The organism is Niabella hirudinis, from assembly GCF_051201075.1.
GTDB lineage: Bacteria > Bacteroidota > Bacteroidia > Chitinophagales > Chitinophagaceae > Niabella > Niabella hirudinis.
On record NZ_JBPEHJ010000004.1, the window covers coordinates 365,815 to 383,687 of the forward strand.

Here is a 17,873-nt window from a genome sequence, read left to right on the forward strand (position 1 = left end):
GAAACTTGCTCCTCAAAGCTTCTCGATCCTCCGTTCCACGATCCGTGCTATCTTCATCCCCGGGTCAAACACTACTGAAACATCAATATTATACGGAATCCACCCATCGGCTTCATTTTGTTTTATCTTATAAAGCATGCTAAAATCCACGTAGGTATTTCCATTGGGATTATGCGTAAATACATACGATGAATTATTGATATCCGCTTCTGTAAAATGCCATTTTCCATGATAGGCGGCACATTCCTTCTGGATGCGGGTAAGCAGTTCATCGGAACGGTTATAATATTGCTGTACCGTGTCCCGGAAAAAACGCGACAGGCTTCCGCAGTCCTGTCTTGTACGGTAATAATCATTGATCCGGTTCCTGATTTGGGTTTCCTTTTGCCCAAGGTCTTCACTGATTATTACCTGTGTGGAAGTCATTGTATCGTTCTTAGCCCCCACGGTATCCGGACCCGGATTTTCGGCGGGCGGCGGTTGTAATTGTTTTTTCTGACGGGGTTTTGATACCGGCTTTTCCGCAACGGGTTTATCAGCATTTTTGTTGATTCCAAACATGGAGAGGATCCCGTCTTTGTTCAGGGCAAAAACGATGAGGCCTGTTACAATAAAAAAAACCAGGAAAATATATCCGAACCTGTTGGAGCCGGTTTTCTGCGCCGGATGTGTGGACAGGGGCGGATAAATTGTTTCAATGGGCTGTGGAGGTACCGGGGTAAATACGATGGTTTCATCGCTTTTTGTTGTAGCCGCATCAATCCGCCGGAGCTCCTTCCGCTCTTCCGGGTTTTTACCCAGGTATAATGGCAGCAATCCCTTCCAGGGCTCCGGAAGTAAGGAGGTATCAATATGCTTGCGGACGATATTTTCCTGTATCTCAAAATCCGATATTTTTGACGCATCATAAGGCGCCTTTCCGCTTACCAGGTGATAAAAAGTAACAGCGAGAGAGTAAATATCCGTTTTGTAAGAAAGCGTTTTAACATCATAAACCTGCTCGGGACTCATGTACATCAGCGTTCCCATCCGGGAGCCGGTTTGAGTTACGGTAACATTATCGCGCAGCTTGGCAATGCCAAAATCCAGGATCTTTATTTTTCCGTCTTCAGTCAGAAAAAGGTTGGACGGTTTTATATCCCGGTGAATAATGTTTTTGCGGTGTGTATACTGAAGTGCATTCACCAGGTCGTTCCACCAGGTGATCAGTTGCAGGTTAGAAAAATGAACACCGTTTTTCATCATCTGGGAAAGATCGCTCCCCTCCAGGTATTCCATAATCATACACGGGCATCCATCTACCGTGGAATAATCATAAATATTGCGGATATGCGGATGGCTCAGGTGCACCATCAGGCGGGCTTCGTTCTCAAAACGGCTCACCACCTCCGGCATGCCGCAAAACCGCTTTTGTAATACCTTTACAGCGGCCGGCTTTTGCAGGTAGTTTTCTGCATACCAGACTTCGGCCATACCTCCCTCGCCTAATTTGTACCTTAGCTTATAACCATTAATGGTTGTATTCTCCATGCCTTGTTTTACTTGCTTAACCTGCTTATAATGACTCTTCTTACAGTACTCCCGAAACTATATTCCAAATATACGTTATAACTCCGGAGATTTTGAAAACCCCGCAGGCAGGCGGGCTCCTAAAATTGACATAAAAACGGTGAACGGGCGTTTTACATCGGGCAAGGCTCAAAAAAGGGGGCTGATAGGTTCCAAAAATCCACCTTTTAATGAAGTTCCGGAGAAATGTAACAGATCAAATATCCCATGAAAAATGCGGAAGTGGATCTCGTTCAAATCAAAAAGTTGTCGCTTATAAAACGAATACTTCTTTTTCACCTGCCCGGCCGGTCAGGCGGGTTTTAATTTTTTCATTCAGTATTTCACATTGGAAATTTTTACACAAACGAACGTTAAGCTTTAATAATCTTTAAATAACGGCAAACCAAACAGAATAAAAATCAATTTCACTTATATTTGCGCACTTAAGTCATAATAATTTGTATATGGAGAAAAGTATTGTAATTCTTGCGGGCGGCGGTCCTGCGCCTGGTATTAACACCGTGATTGGTTCTGTAGCTAAAACATTTTTAAAAGACGGCTACCGGGTCATTGGTCTGCACGATGGATATAAAAATCTTTTCAATGGTAAAGGGTTCACCACCGATATCGATTTTAAACTTGCGGATGATATTTTCAGCCGCGGAGGTTCTTTTCTTCGCATGAGCCGGTACAAACCAAAAGACGATGAATTTACAAGCGAGTTTTTTGAAAAGAACAATATCCAGCTCCTGGTTACGATCGGTGGCGATGATACCGCATCTACAGCCAACCGCATTGCAACTTTCCTCCGGAATAAAAACGTTCCTGTTCAGAATATTCACGTTCCGAAAACCATCGATAATGATCTGCCGCTTCCTTATGGTCAGCCTACATTCGGCTACCAGAGCGCACGCGAAGAAGGCGTAAAGCTGGGCAAAACCATCTATGAAGATGCGCGCACTTCGGGCAACTGGTTTGTGGTTTCTGCAATGGGACGTGAGGCCGGTCACTTGGCGTTTGGTATCGGTGTAGCCTGTCATTATCCGATGATCGTGATCCCCGAAATGTTTAACAAAACGAAACTGACCCTGGACAAGATCACCAGGCTGATTGTTTCTTCTATTGTAAAAAGGAATCTTCTGGAGATCCCCTATGGTGTTGCCGTTGTAAGTGAAGGAGTTTTTCATTTTATGAGCGATGACGACATCAAAGCTTCGGGCATCCAGTTCACCTATGATGACCATGGACACCCGGAACTGGGCAATGTAAGTAAGGCGCATATCTATAATATTCTTTTGCAAAACGAATTAAAGAAACTGAATATCCCTGTAAAAAGTCGCCCGGTAGAACTGGGATATGAGCTGCGTTGCCTGGCCCCTACGGCTTATGACCTGGAGTACTGTACCTTCCTGGGAATTGGGGTTAAAAAGCTTTTTGACCAGGGTATTACCGGCGCCGTGGTTACGGCCGATGCAACCGGAAATATCAAACCACTTTATCTGAAAGATGTTGCAGACGAAAAAGGAAAGGTAAAACCGCGCCTGATCGATATGCAAAGCGCCGATGCGCAGATCGTATTTGCGGATACCCTGCACTACTTAACACAGGCCGACAAAGAGGCCGCGAAGCAGTACCTGGCAAATCCGGAGGAATACCTGTTCAACAATATTCTTGAGTGGAATTAAAATAAAAAACTGAAACAATTAAAACCGCCTTTGTTGCGCGGTTTTTTGTTTTTAATTTGTAGCTTCCGGTTTAAATCAGCAATACGAGCCTGATGCACATCGGGACATAACATTAGAAATCGAAACATGACAGAGACGCAAAAAGTTCGAAAGGGAGCCCCGGCCACTACCGTTTCCAAGGATACGGATCACAGCCTGAACCGTACAAAAATTGTAGCAACCGTAGGTCCGGCCTGCAATACTTATGATAAATTGCTCGACCTGGTAAAAGCGGGAGTAAACGTTTTTCGCCTGAATTTTTCTCATGGCGTGCATGAGGAAAAAAAGCAAATCATTGAATATATCCGCGAAATCAATCGTAAAGAACGCACTACAGTGGCCATCCTGGGCGACCTCCAGGGGCCCAAACTTCGCGTAGGTGAAATGGAAGGCGGCGGCATTACCGTGGAGCCGGGTGATACCTTCATCTTTACCAATAAGAAAATGGTGGGCACCAACGAAAAGATTTACATTTCCTACCCTAACTTCCACAAGGATGTAAAAGTAGGCAACAAAATAATGATCGATGACGGAAAGCTCGAGGTTATTGTACGGAAGATCCTTCCCAACAATGATGTAAAGGTAGAAGTTGTGCTGGGTGGATTCCTGTCTTCCAAAAAAGGCGTGAACCTCCCCGACACCAAGATCTCATTGCCGGCATTGACACCTAAGGATCTGGCCGACCTTGATTTTATTATACAAGAACAATTGGGATGGGTGGCCCTTTCCTTTGTACGCCAGGTAGAGGATATTAAAAAACTCCGCAAGATCCTGGACAAAAACAACAGCAAGGCCAAGATCATCGCAAAGATTGAGATGCCCGAAGCCATCCCCAACATCCGGGAAATCATTCATGCCTCCGATGGCATTATGATTGCGCGGGGCGACCTCGGTGTGGAGCTGCCGGTGGAAAAAGTACCCCTGATCCAAAAGAGCATCATCCGCAAATGTATTCACCGGGCAAAACCCGTAATCGTTGCCACCCAGATGATGGAGAGCATGATTGACCGTTCCAAACCCAACCGCAGCGAAATCACCGATGTGGCCAATGCCGTGCTTGAGGGTACCGATGCCGTAATGCTGAGTGCCGAAACGGCAAGCGGTAAGCACCCGACATTGGTGGTACAAACCATGCGGAAGATCATCCTGGAGATTGAAAAAACCGAATATCATTATGACCTGGCCAACGAGCTGCAACCCCAGCCGCATTCGCCTTCCCTTTCGAGCGATGCTATTTGTTATAATGCCTGTAACCTGGCAAAGGATACAAGGGCCGATGCGCTGATTGGCATGACGCAAAGCGGCTACACCGGGTTTATGCTCAGCAGCTATCGCCCCAAAGTACCGCTGTACGTGTTTACAAAGAGCCATACCCTCATCGACCAGCTGAGCCTGAGCTGGGGTATCCGTGCCTTTTTCTATGACGATGACCAGCACGACCTGGATACCATTTTCGCCGATCAGATCAATATCCTTAAGAAGAATGGTTTTCTTAAACGGGGCGATACCGCGGTAAGCACCGGCAGTACACCGGTTCATCTGAAGTTACATACCAACACGATAAAAGTTACCGAAGTACAATAAAGAAAAAAGCCTCCGATCGGAGGCTTTTTTAATACCCTGCTGCCGGACAGTTTTAAGGAAGTCTCTGACACCGTTGGACGTCCACCGGTGTATTCCACCTTTGTCAGGTCTCTATCTGTTTTATATATCAAACACGCATCACCTCACATCTGTTCTGTTTGCCCGCCGGATCCTAATAAAAAAAGGCTGAACCAAAAGTCGCTGTTTTGTCGTGCCATCCCGATGGCGATCGCATGCGCGTCAAGTTAAGGGGATGTAAACATGCCGGCAAATCTGCGCTATTAAAGGCTTTGAGGGGCATAGCCCCGGAGGGTTTTGGAACGTTGTGCTTCAGCGCGACGTTAGCAGCGAAAAGGCAAATGTGAGTGCCATAGGGACGGCAGATATTTCGGGCTGACGGCTCTCTACCCTTCGTCCGGATGGCGAGACGGGTTAAAACCCGCTCTTACAATATTCATCGCCGCTATGCGGCGGGTACAGCTTCATGCTAACCTGACGCAGATGCGATGGCGACCGGGATTGTTTCGGCATCTAAAGATGATTGTTAGTCAATAGATGCTGAAGCAAGAATAGATCCCGGGTCAAGCCCGGGATCACATCTTCAGAACGACATAATGCTGTAAAGCGACTTTTGAGACAGCCCCTTCTCTGAATACCGTCGTTTATATAATAATTAATAAACCAGTCTTGTTTTAATGGTATGCTTTACATTATTCAGGATAGAAGCGGCCTTTTTTGACACGCCTTTCTCCACATCCAGCACCACATACCCGATCTCATCATTTGTTTTCAGATACTGACCGGTAATATTGATATTATTGTTAGATAACAGGGTGTTGATCTCCGAAAGCACTCCAGGCCGGTTATAATGAATATGCAGAATCCGGTGCACACCTTCCTGCGAGGGCAACGCCAATGCCGGAACGGTATGAGATCCGTTGGAGATACCTTTTTCAATAAAATTAAACAGCTTGGAACTTACATCCACACCAATATTTTCCTGGGCTTCCTCCGTGCTTCCTCCGATATGCGGCGTCAAAATCACGTTGGGAATATTCTGCATCGGACTGGTAAACTTATCCCCGTTCTTTTCCGGCTCCCAGGGAAATACATCAAGGGCCGCGCCGCTGATATGCCCCTCTTTCATTGCCTTGCTCAGATCGTCCAGGTTTACCACTTCGCCCCTCGCATAGTTAATAAGAATCGCATTCTTCTTAAAATATTTCAGGTTGTTTTTTGTGATCAGATTCCGTGTTTGCGGGGTATCCGGCACGTGCAGCGTAACCACATCCGATAGCTGCAGCAGCTCCTTCAATGATTTGGCATCCTTGGCATTACCCAGGGGCAGCTTTGTTTCTACATCATAAAAAAGCACTTTCATTCCCATGGCTTCGGCCAATACGCTCACCTGGGATCCTATATTTCCATAACCGATAATTCCCAATGTTTTGCCCCTCAGTTCATACGCACCCTTCGACTCCTTCATCCAAACGCCATCATGTGCGGCCTTGATCTTATCCGGTAACCTCCGGATCAGCATTACGGCATTGGCAATCACCAGTTCTGCAACCGACCGGGTGTTGCTGTAAGGCGCATTAAACACCACAATCCCTTTATCTGTGGCAGCCGACAGATCAACCTGGTTAACTCCAATACAAAAACAACCAATTGCCTGCAGCTTTTCCGCCGCATCCAAAACCTTTCTGGTAATACGTGTTTTGGAACGGATGCCAAGAATATGAACATTCTTAATCTCTTTGATTAATTCATCTTCCGTCAGCGCTTTTGTTAATTTTTCTACTTTAGAATAACCTTCGTCTTTAAAACGCTGCACCGCAAAATCACTGATATTTTCCAGGAACAAAATCCGGATCTTCTCTTTTGGATAACTGGTCTCTTTTGTATTTGTCATACGGGCAAATATCCTAATAAGTTAACAAAAATTAAAATTTTAACGGCATTAGTTTTGGTCAGGAGAAGATAAGACTAAATTTGTCCCTTTAAAAATCATTGTACCTTGAGAAGAGTTTTAGTTATTACAGCGTGGATATTATTAACGATTGGTTGTAAGTCGAAAACACAGGCCCAGAAAGAAAAAGCGGTTATTGCTCCCGCAAACCCCGCAGTCTTTGATGTAGAGCAAATGACCGAAGCAGACAAAGCCCGGTACCAGAAAACCCTTAGTGATTTTTTTGATTCGGCACTGATTCACCGCGGATTTAACGGAGGCATTTTGGTAGCCAAGGGAGGTAATATTTTGTACGAATCTTACCACGGCTATCAAAATCCCAATAAAAAAGCAGATACCATTGATGCCCATACACAGTTTCACCTTGCCTCTACCAGTAAACCTTTTACCGCAGTAACGGTACTCAAACTTATACAAGCCTCCAGGATCGGCTTACAGGATCCTGTAACGCGTTTTTTCCCTTCCTTCCCCTACCCCGCGGTTACTGTAGAACAATTACTATCGCACCGGAGCGGACTCCCCAACTATCTTTCTGTAATGGAGGACAAATCCAAATGGAACCCCAAACAGATGGTGTCGAATGACGATGTACTGCATTTCCTTGAACAATATAAACCGGCGCCGATGTTCCGTGCCGGCAGCCGCTTTGCCTATTGTAATACCAATTTTGTAATGCTGGCCCTGATCGTGGAAAAAGTTACCGGCAAAAAATTCCCGCAGTATGTAAAGGAAACGATCTTTGATCCGCTGCAGATGACCCACACTTTTATTTACACTCCCGCAGACAGTGGCAAGGTAGTTATGTCTTATAAACCCTCCGGGGCGCTTTGGGTCAACGACCAGTTTGACAATACCTATGGTGATAAAAATGTGTACAGTACCCCGGAAGACATGTTTAAATGGGACCGGGCACTGTACAATCCCAGCTTCATCCGGCAGTCGTTGCTGGACTCTGCCTACCAGCCGCACAGCCATGAAAAACCCTCTATTCACAATTATGGCCTGGGCTGGAGGATGCTGAATTTGCCCAACGGAAAAAATGTTATTTACCATAATGGAAAATGGCATGGGTTTACCCCCGCATTCGGAAGACTGATTGATGAAAAAGCGGTGATCATCATCCTGGGCAATAAGATGAACTCCAATATGTATAACATGGCCCGCAAGGCCTACGATTTTTTTGGAGATTATATGCAAACCAAAGTGGGCAGCGGAGAAGAAGAAGGCGAAGCCCGCACAAGTGCAGCCATGGCGATGCCCGTATCCAACCTGAAACCGGCACCAAGGGCGGTTAAAAAAACAGCAAAAGCCGCGCCTGCAAAACCAACCCGTGCCCGAACAGCCAGCAAATCTGCGGCAAAAAGGCCCCCGGCTAAAAAAGCAGCTTCTGTTAAGAAGAAAGCAGCCCCCGCTAAAAAGAAAACAAAGAAATAGCCGCAATGCTGCTATAGTATTTTCGCCACGGAGTCACCAGGAATCTGTGTTATTGCCACTGAGGCTCAGAAGCACGGAAGCCTTTGTACCAACTCCAACCGCCCTGTCCGCCTCATTTCCATACTGTCTTTTATTCTGAGTTGTTCCTCAGTGCTTCTGTGTTTCAGTGGCAAAAAAACCCGGAAACCTTCCTATCTTCGCGCACTTATGAAGTATCACGAGGAGATCATGCACCGGCGCACATTTGCGATTATCAGTCACCCGGACGCCGGTAAAACCACGCTTACAGAAAAGTTCCTGTTATTTGGGGGCGCCATCCAGGTAGCCGGCGCCGTAAAAAGCAATAAGATAAAAAAATCGGCCACTTCCGACTTTATGGAAATCGAGCGGCAACGGGGCATTTCGGTAGCTACATCGGTAATGAGCTTCGAGTACCAGGATATTTTAATCAACCTCCTCGATACACCGGGACACAAAGATTTTGCGGAAGACACCTTCCGTACCTTAACAGCTGTAGACAGTGTGATCCTGGTGGTAGACAGTGTAAACGGTGTGGAAGAACAAACCCGCCGCCTGATGGAAGTCTGCCGCATGCGGGATACGCCGGTGATCGTGTTCATCAACAAAATGGACCGCGATGGAAAAAACCGCTTTGACCTGCTGGAAGAAATTGAAAAGGAATTGAGCATTTCACTGCACCCGATGACCTGGCCCATCAACAGCGGAAAGGATTTTAAAGGCGTTTACAACCTGTACGATAAAAATATCCGGCTATTTACGGCCAATACCAAGGCAGATGAAGAAGATACCCTGGCGGTTTCCGATATCAACAACCCGGTGCTGGATACGCAATTAGGCAGCCATGATGCTGCCCAGCTGCGGGAAGATGTGGAATTGGTTGACGGAGTAAACGGTGAACTGAACGTTGCCGACTACCTGGCGGCAAGGGTTTCCCCGGTATTCTTCGGCAGTGCGATCAACAATTTTGGCGTAAAAGAAATGCTGGATACCTTTATCCGCATTGCTCCGCCTCCTCAAAGCCGCGATACCAGCACGCGGAGAGTAGACGTGGAAGAAGAAAAACTGAGCGGCTTCATTTTTAAGATCCATGCCAATCTGGATCCCAAACACCGCGACCGTATTGCCTTTTTCAGGGTATGCTCCGGGAAGTTTGAACGCAATAAATATTTTCACCACGTGCGGCTGGATAAGGACGTGCGATTTAGCAACCCTTACTCCTTTATGGCGCGGGACAAAAGCATTATCCAGGATGCCTATGCCGGAGATGTGGTGGGATTATTCGACACCGGTAATTTTAAGATCGGCGATACCCTTACCGAAGGCGAAGAATTCTATTTCACCGGTATTCCCTCCTTTTCTCCCGAGATTTTCAAAGAAGTAGTGAATAAGGACCCAATGAAGACGAAGCAACTGGAAAAAGGATTGCTACAGCTCACAGACGAAGGAGTGGCCCAGCTCTTCACCCAGTTTGGAGGTACCAAAAAAATTGTTGGCTGCGTTGGTGAGCTGCAGTTTGAAGTAATCCAGTACCGCCTGCTGCATGAATATGGCGCTTCGGTCGACTTCAGGGCGCTACCCTTTTACAAGGCCTGCTGGCTTACCAGTAAAGACACTAAAAAGCTGGAGGACTTTGGCAAGTTCAAACAGGTCAACACCGGTGAAGACAAGGATGGCAATATGGTATACCTGGCACAAAGCGAATGGTTCCTGAATACCGAGATTACCAATAACCCGGATATCGAGTTTCATTTCAGCAGCGAGATCCATAAGTGATCCGCGCGGGAAGATCGCCCGCTGATCCACGCTGATGAAATCCAAAATGAATCACCAGTCAAAAACAGCCCGAAAGATCTGCGATAATCCGCGGGTAACATAGCCCGCTGCCCTTACTATCGGACTTTCTCAACCGTTTTTTTACTATCTTCCTTTTTTTAAAGCGTATACGCATGCGAATTTTCGGAATACTGACCCTGGTCTTAATCCCCGCTCAATACATAGCGGCCCAGGATGCCCCTGCGATATTCAATACCGCCATGGTTGAAAAGAACCTCAGTTTTCTGGCCTCTGATGCCATGAAAGGCCGGGCAATTTACTCCCCCGGGATCGACAAAGCAGCCAATTTTATTGCAGCCTCCTTTCAAAAGAGCGGGTTGCAACCCTTACAGGGTGATTCGTTTTTACAGTCATTCAACGTTTATAGCGCTGCATTCAGAGGGCTTACAGCAAAGGCAGATCAAAAAGAGCTTTTGAAAGACGATGTCATAGTCATTACCGGCGAGCCCGAGCTCGAAGTAACCGAAAAATCGGGCTATACTATCAGCACCATCAATGCCGGCAGTTCATTGTTCCGAGACGCATCGGAGGCGGTCAACAATGGCAGGAACAATATTGTGCTGATCGATGAAAGCTTTGCACAGGATTTTAAACGGCTGGTATTCTTTAAGCGGAACTTTTTTAAACGGACCGGCTCCACCATTTTTATTCTTGGAAAACCAGCACTGCAAACCTACACGATCCGGGCATCACACGTCATTAAAGCGCACCCGCTGGCCAATGTAGCAGGGGTCCTTCCGGGAAGATCCAGAAAAGATGAATACGTGATTTTTTCTGCACACTATGACCATGTGGGGATCGGCAAACCAGTAAACGGAGATTCCATCTATAATGGAGCCAACGATGATGCCTCCGGCACAACGGCTGTAATGCTGTTGGCCGATCATTTTGCAGCCCTCAAAAACAATGAGCGTTCTATTATTTTTGTAGCTTTTACCGCAGAAGAGTCCGGCGGCTTTGGTTCTCAATATTTCAGCCGGCAGCTGGATCCTTCAAAAATAGCAGCAATGCTGAATATTGAAATGATTGGAACCGATAGCAAATGGGGTAGAAATTCCGCTTATATTACGGGGTTCGAAAAGTCATCCCTCGGGCCCATCCTCCAGGAAAACCTTAAGGGAAGCGGTTTTGCATTTTATCCCGATCCTTATCCCAAAGAACAACTGTTCTACCGTTCCGACAATGCCACTCTGGCCAAACTCGGCGTTCCCGCGCATACTATTTCCACATCAAAAATGGACAATGAGCCACATTACCATCAGCCCGGCGATGAAGTAGGTACACTGGACCTTGCCAATATGACGCAGATCATCCGGTCTATCGGCATCAGCGCACAATCCATCATTGCAGGTAAAGACACACCCTCCCGGGTAAAAGATGAATAATTTTTTTCAGATTTTTGTGTAAACAGCCGGATACCTGCATCTTTAGCTATAAAAATCGGTTATGAGAATCATTTACCTGGCGGCCCTGTTGGTTTTAACGGTTGCAAACAGCAATGGCCAAAACAATAAGTTTGAAGACGCGCTCCGGAAAGGAAACCTTGAATTTAAGATGCCGGACAATTTTGACACAGTGCCGGCAATAGCCAACCCGGATATGAACTACGAGCTGGCATTAAAAAGCAAAACAAAGGATCTGGAGATCCGGTACGCCATACGCCCTTTGAAAGACCGGATTGATGATTTTGAAAAAAGGGCGAAAGACAGCTCTGTAAAGACGTTTGCCGGCTCGCACCCCAACAAAATGTATCAAGCCACACTCATGGCTGTAATGATGAACACATCTGGTAATCGCCAGCAGATCCCCGGGTTTAAAAGCTTTTCGCCGGAAGCTGTTAAACAAGAATTTAATGCCGGCTGGGGCGCCACCACGGCATTCCCATTAAAATCGGTGTTTGGAAAAGGTTATAGTAGTTGTATGCTGGTAACCCTGCACCAGGACAACCAGGCCGATGTATATATCTTCTACCTCTTCAACAACAGAGAAGACCTTACAACTGCGATACCGGCATTTCATGCCATAAAGTTTAAGAATTGATGCGATTAATATTTAGCTACAATCCCTGTATAATTATGCGGGGTGATCTGCCGGAGCTCTTTTTTGAGCGTTGCGGAAATTTTCAGGCCTTTTATAAATTCATGGATCGCAGCTTTGGTAATCCCCTCCTTGCCCCTTGTTAAGGCTTTAAGCGCTTCATAAGGGTTCGGATATTTTTCCCGGCGCAGGATCGTTTGTATCGCTTCTGCTACTACAGCCCAGTTATTTTCCAGGTCCTGTTTCAGTTTGGCTTCATTCAATACCAGCTTGCCCAATCCTTTTTCAATACTTTTGATGGCGATCATCACATGCGCCACCGGCACACCTATATTTCTTAAAACGGTACTATCCGTAAGATCGCGCTGCAGGCGGCTCACCGGCAATTTGGCCGAAAGGTGCTCCAGCAGAGCATTGGCAATACCGAGATTGCCTTCGGCATTTTCAAAATCGATGGGGTTCACCTTATGCGGCATGGCGGAGGAACCTACTTCGCCGGCCTTTGTTTTTTGCTTAAAATAATCCATGCTGATATAGGTCCAGGCATCGCGGCAAAGATCCAGCAGGATGGTGTTCAGGCGTTTGATCGCATCAAAATGCGCAGCCAGGTTATCATAATGCTCAATTTGCGTTGTGTACTGCATGCGTTGTAACCCCAGCACTTCGTCCACAAATTCATTACCAAATCTGATCCAGTCTGTCTTGGGATAGGCCACATGGTGGGCATTAAAATTACCGGTGGCCCCGCCAAACTTCGCAGCAAAGGGGATATAGGAAAACAGCTGTACCTGGTTATCGATCCGCTCTACAAATACCATAAACTCCTTGCCCAGTTTGGTTGGGGAAGCAGGCTGTCCATGGGTTTTAGCCAGCATCGATACATCCTTCCATTGCCGGGCCAGTTCCTTCAGGTGCGACTGTAAGTTGATATAAGCCGGCATCAGTTCCTGCTCCATACTGCCCTTCCAAAGCAGGGGAATGGCCGTATTGTTCACATCCTGCGAGGTAAGGCCAAAATGGATCCATTCTTTTGCATCCTTTGCATCGGTTTTGTCCAGCTCCGTTTTCAGGAAATATTCCACCGCTTTTACATCATGATTGGTTGTTTTTTCAATTTCTTTGATAGCCTTAGCCTGATCGGTATCAAAATTTTCAACAACCCCGCGCAGGTGCTTTTTTGCAGCGGCAGATAGTTTCAGGAACTTCTTTTCCGCCAGAAAAAAAAGGTATTCGATTTCCACAATGACGCGGTATTTGATCAGGGCGTATTCGCTATAATATTCCTGCAGGGGTTGTACCTGTTTATGATAACGGCCGTCTACCGGCGAAATTGCTGTTAAAGACATACTTAAACTTTGAACATTAAACTTTAAACAAACTAAATTTGCACAAAAATAAAGGATTCGGCGTGGAAGAAAAGATAAGAGTTGGAATAATTAATTACCTCAATACAAGACCTCTTTTATACGGCTTACAGTTTCCCCCTATTGCGGAAAAAATCGAACTGATCGAAGACGTGCCTGCAAAACTGGCTGAGCTGCTGCTCAGTGGCCAGATCGATGTGGGATTGGTTCCCGTGGCCATCACCCAAAAACTGCCCCGGTTTTTCATCAATGGCACCTATTGTATCGGGGCCATTGGCGATGTAGCTTCCGTCTGTGTATTTAGCCAGGTGCCTCTGAAGCAGGTAGAACGTCTTTACCTCGACTATCAGAGCCGGTCTTCCGTTGCGCTATGCAAATGGCTTATAGAAAACCATTGGAAGATCCGGCCCGAGATCATCGATGCCCGGGATGAATCTTATCTTGATGCCATAAACGGCACTACGGCCGGCTTGGTGATCGGCGACCGCGCTTTGCAACAACGCCCTAAATTTGAATATATCTATGATCTTGCCGGGGAATGGAAAAATGCAACCGGCCTACCCTTTGTTTTTGCCGCCTGGGTAAGCACGCGCAAGCTCCCGGAGGATTTTATCCGTGAGTTTGACAGGGCCAACGCCTATGGGCTGGAGCACCTGGATGAAGTGATTGCCCGGATACCCGGAGGGATCTATGATCTCAAAAAATATTACTCGCAGGATCTGAGTTATAACCTTGATGCAGAAAAAAGAAAGGGGCTGGAACAGTTTTTAAAGATCGTTGCGGCTTATTCATAGTAGCTTCTCATTCATCGTAGTTTTATGAAATCAGGAGAAGGCTGTTAATTCATTACGGAGTATCATCCCATATCCTATCAATACTCCCGGGGAGCCTGGCTGGCATGTCTTATCCTTGCAATAATAATCGCGTCTTCTGCCACCAGGTACGCAACACGGTAACGATGCAGTTCAAAAGCGCGATAATTCCCCGTGTTGTTGGTCTTATACTTATCAGGCGCATGTACTTCAGGCCGCGCGGGCAATTCATTTATCTTTTGCAGGAGCCAAAACCGGTTTACGATCAGGAGATTGATAGCTTTCCCTCCACGATCAGATACCAAAAAAGCAGGAAAGTTTCCCTCACTCGCATCTCACGGCCTTACCAACAACTATTAAACACTCTTTTCACCCTTCTGCTAAAGGATCTTACATCCCAAACATGACAGTACATGACGGGGTATTATTCCGGATATGCTAACTTCCGGGTCGGACGATCTTCCTTTTGATCTTTAAACGATGATTGACATGTACCGGGTTACCGCATTCCTTCTCTTTTGGACCATTGCAGGCAGATGCTTTCACACAGCAAATGCACAACCCAAAAGCGATCCGCTCCGTTATTTAAGAGCCGGCTTTATCAACCCGCCGGACACTGCCAAACCCGGCGTGTACTGGTATTTTATGGATGGCAACCTGACGGCCAATGGCATCCGCGGGGATTTGCGGGCAATGAAAAAGGCCGGGATCGGGCACGTGATCTTTCTGGAGGTAAATGTGGGCGTTCCCCGGGGAAAGATCAACTTCCTCAGCGAGGAATGGCTATCGCTGTTTAAACAGATCGAAGCGGAAGCCCGGAAACAGGGTATTGCTATCACCCTCGGCATTGGGCCGGGATGGGCAGGAAGCGGGGGGCCCTGGGTAACCCCGGAATATTCGATGCAGCACCTGGTAAGCAGCACAGCAACGGTAACCGCTGAAGACCCGGGTCCTGTAATGTTGCCTGTTCCCCGTCCAAAACCACCGTTCTTTGGCGAAGGAGCTCTAACGCCCGGGCTAACACAAATACGGAACAACTTTTACCGCGATGTAGCCGTGCTGGCGTTCCCGGCTCCTGCCTCAAAAGATTCCATCGCCGATGCGGATTACCGGGCACTCTATTACCGGGCTCCTTTTAGCTCCTTCAAAGATGTACCGGCCTATTATCCGCCGGTTGCCGGCAACAAAATACCCGAAAAAAAAGCGGTTCAAAAAAACACAGTCATCGACATTACAGACCACCTGACGGCTGATGGAAAACTCAACTGGAAGCCGCATTCCGGTACCTGGATCGTAATGCGCTTTGGCGTGCGGAACAACGGTGCCGTCACCCGGCCTGCCCCCCTGCCGGGCCTGGGTTTTGAAGCCGATAAATTTGACACCGCGGCGCTCAATAAACACCTGGATTTTTACGTAGGCAAAATCCTGAAAAAAATCGGGGCCGTTAACTCAAAAGACAAAGGCGGCCTCAAATTTCTCCATATCGACAGCTGGGAAATGGGCGCACAAAACTGGACCAAAAATTTCCGGCAGGAATTCAAAAAAAGAAGGGGCTATGATCCCCTCCCCTTTTACCCGGTATATGCCGGCCGCATCATCAACAATGCGGAGATCAGCGACCGCTTTCTCTGGGATCTGCGTAAAACAGCTATGGACCTGGTATTGGAGCGCCATGCATTACAAGTTAAAAAATATGCTTACCGAAACGGGCTGCGGCTGTCTATTGAGCCCTACGACATGAACCCCACGGCAGACCTGGAGCTGGGCGCCATCGCGGATATACCGATGTGTGAATTCTGGAGTAAGGGCTTTGGATTCAATACCCAGTTCAGCTGTGCAGAAGCCACTTCCCTGGGGCATCTGCAAAACAAGCCGGTAATAGCAGCAGAGGCATTTACGGCACAGAATGATGAGGCCTGGAAACAATATCCCGGATCGATGAAAAACCAGGGCGACTGGGCCTTTGCCGCGGGCATCAATAAATTCTTCTACCATACCTACCAAAGTCAGCCACTGGCCGATTCATTGAAACCCGGCATGACCATGGGGCCCTACGGCGTACAATGGAACCGCAACCAGACCTGGTGGCCGATGGCCGATGGTTACCATCAATATATTGCCCGCTGTTCTTACCTGCTGCAGCAGGGCAATACGGTTGCGGACATCCTGTACCTTACGCCGGAGGAAGCCCCGTTTGTATTTACCCCACCTGTATCCGCCCTAAAAGGAGATGCCTATCTGCGGGACCGTAAAGGGTATAATTTTGATGCCTGCCCGCCTGGTCTGCTCCAAAAAGCCCGGGTACAAAATGGCAAAATTTGTTTTCCCGGCGGAGCATCCTATCAATTGCTGATATTGCCCCGTTACCCTGCCATGTCGGTTTCATTGCTTCAAAAAATAACCCACATGGTACAGGAAGGCGCCACTATTGTTGGTCCGCCGCCTCAAAAAGCACCGGGCCTCTCCGGTTATCCTGCAAGCGATGCCACTGTGCGCAAACTGGCAGCTACCCTGTGGGGGCCGCTTTCTCAAAGAACAGCGATGACCGTACGCACCTATGGCAGGGGGCGCATCATCTGGGGAAGTAACCTGGAGCAACAAATGGATGATCTTTATTGTAACTACGAGGTACTGGCCGGCATTTTGCGATCGAAGAACCTGAGTGAGAACTTTAGCAGCAACCGGCCGCTGCGCTACACCCAGCGCCAATTGCCTGACGCCGATCTTTTTTTTGTTTCCAACACCACGGAAAACGCTTTTACAGCCGGATGCCGGTTCCGGACAAAAAAGAAATATGCCGAATGCTGGGATCCGTTGAATGGCCAGTTTGAGCGGCTGGAACCGCTAAGCAGGGAAGATCAGCAGGTATCCCTCAACATATCATTTGCATCGGCACAAAGTTATTTTATCGTGTTTACAGATACACCCCCCGATGCCCGGAGCACATTCCCCAACAGACCTTTGCAAACCGATACGCTGGCGGGCAGCTGGAGTGTTTCTTTTGATCCCAAATGGGGAGGGCCCACCCGTACCTCTTTCAGCCATTTATCAGATTGGACTAAAAATGCCGATGCGGGCATCCGGCATTACTCCGGCATCGCCGTATACCGCAAAACATTTGATGCACCGCTGGCAGCCAATAAAAAAGGGGCTGTTTACCTCGATCTCGGATCCGTAAAACAATTGGCAAGAGTGCTGTTGAACGGGCAGGATCTTGGCGTATTATGGACGGCGCCCTGGCGCGTGGACATAACCCGGTGGCTTCAGACAAAAAACAATCAGCTGGAGATCCAGGTGGCCAATCTCTGGATCAACCGGCTCATTGGCGACCAGCAGTTTCCGGATGACGGTGTACAAAAGGGAAAATGGCCGGCCTGGCTGCTTGAAGGCAAACCCAGAACCAGCAAACGATATACTTTTACTACGTTTAACCCATATAAAAAAGAAGATCCGCTCATCAGCTCCGGCTTATTGGGCCCGGTAACCCTGGTAAGCACACCCTGAATATTCCCGAAACAATCAACATGAACGTTTAAAAGAAAAA

At 47.4% G+C, this 17,873-nt stretch carries 12 protein-coding genes; 8 read left to right on the forward strand and 4 right to left on the reverse strand.

Features of this window, described 5'->3' with window-relative positions; genetic code table 11:
• Nucleotides 1–12: 12 nt before the first annotated feature.
• Complete coding sequence (locus GGU45_RS10500) at nt 13–1,530, reverse strand: serine/threonine protein kinase (protein ID WP_435224506.1); 1,518 nt, start codon at nt 1,528–1,530, stop codon at nt 13–15.
• A gap of 485 nt (nt 1,531–2,015) precedes the next feature.
• Here GGU45_RS10500 and GGU45_RS10505 point away from each other — a divergent pair, with 485 nt between their 5' ends.
• Both GGU45_RS10505 and pyk read left to right on the forward strand, forming a co-directional pair.
• Nucleotides 2,016–3,236 carry a 6-phosphofructokinase gene (locus GGU45_RS10505; RefSeq protein ID WP_435224508.1) on the forward strand — a complete coding sequence of 407 codons (1,221 nt, stop codon included), beginning with the start codon at nt 2,016–2,018 and terminating at the stop codon, nt 3,234–3,236.
• 126 nt (nt 3,237–3,362) lie between these two features.
• On the forward strand, nt 3,363–4,859 hold the full coding sequence (pyk, locus tag GGU45_RS10510; RefSeq protein ID WP_435224510.1) for a pyruvate kinase: 1,497 nt from the start codon (nt 3,363–3,365) through the stop codon (nt 4,857–4,859).
• 673 nt (nt 4,860–5,532) lie between these two features.
• On the opposite strand, the gene serA is transcribed toward pyk, so the two are convergent.
• Nucleotides 5,533–6,771: a phosphoglycerate dehydrogenase gene (gene serA / locus GGU45_RS10515; RefSeq protein WP_435224512.1), complete on the reverse strand. Its 1,239-nt coding sequence runs from the start codon at nt 6,769–6,771 to the stop codon at nt 5,533–5,535.
• Between the two features lie 105 nt (nt 6,772–6,876).
• Here serA and GGU45_RS10520 point away from each other — a divergent pair, with 105 nt between their 5' ends.
• From GGU45_RS10520 to GGU45_RS10535, 4 genes are all read left to right on the forward strand, one after another.
• Nucleotides 6,877–8,262, forward strand: coding sequence for a serine hydrolase domain-containing protein (locus GGU45_RS10520; RefSeq protein ID WP_435224514.1), 1,386 nt, complete (start codon nt 6,877–6,879; stop codon nt 8,260–8,262).
• Nucleotides 8,263–8,469: 207 nt separating this feature from the next.
• Entirely contained in the window at nt 8,470–10,056 is a 1,587-nt protein-coding gene (locus GGU45_RS10525) for a peptide chain release factor 3 (protein WP_435224515.1), read from the forward strand.
• A 173-nt stretch (nt 10,057–10,229) separates the two neighbouring features.
• Entirely contained in the window at nt 10,230–11,501 is a 1,272-nt protein-coding gene (locus GGU45_RS10530; RefSeq protein ID WP_435224517.1) for a M28 family peptidase, read from the forward strand.
• 61 nt (nt 11,502–11,562) lie between these two features.
• Nucleotides 11,563–12,156 carry a hypothetical protein gene (locus tag GGU45_RS10535; RefSeq protein WP_435224518.1) on the forward strand — a complete coding sequence of 198 codons (594 nt, stop codon included), beginning with the start codon at nt 11,563–11,565 and terminating at the stop codon, nt 12,154–12,156.
• A gap of 5 nt (nt 12,157–12,161) precedes the next feature.
• Here the strand turns inward: GGU45_RS10535 and purB are convergent, their stop codons facing one another.
• On the reverse strand, nt 12,162–13,499 hold the full coding sequence (gene purB / locus GGU45_RS10540) for an adenylosuccinate lyase (RefSeq protein ID WP_435224520.1): 1,338 nt from the start codon (nt 13,497–13,499) through the stop codon (nt 12,162–12,164).
• A gap of 38 nt (nt 13,500–13,537) precedes the next feature.
• Here purB and GGU45_RS10545 point away from each other — a divergent pair, with 38 nt between their 5' ends.
• The gene (locus GGU45_RS10545; RefSeq protein ID WP_435224522.1) at nt 13,538–14,311 is read left to right on the forward strand and encodes a menaquinone biosynthetic enzyme MqnA/MqnD family protein; all 774 of its coding nucleotides are present in this window, start codon (nt 13,538–13,540) and stop codon (nt 14,309–14,311) included.
• 77 nt (nt 14,312–14,388) lie between these two features.
• On the opposite strand, the gene GGU45_RS10550 is transcribed toward GGU45_RS10545, so the two are convergent.
• Entirely contained in the window at nt 14,389–14,634 is a 246-nt protein-coding gene (locus GGU45_RS10550; RefSeq protein WP_435224524.1) for a type II toxin-antitoxin system RelE/ParE family toxin, read from the reverse strand.
• 175 nt (nt 14,635–14,809) lie between these two features.
• Between GGU45_RS10550 and GGU45_RS10555 the strand changes: the two genes are divergently transcribed.
• Nucleotides 14,810–17,833, forward strand: a complete 3,024-nt coding sequence (locus GGU45_RS10555) for a glycosyl hydrolase (protein ID WP_435224525.1) — start codon at nt 14,810–14,812, stop codon at nt 17,831–17,833.
• The last annotated feature ends 40 nt before the right edge of the window (nt 17,834–17,873 follow it).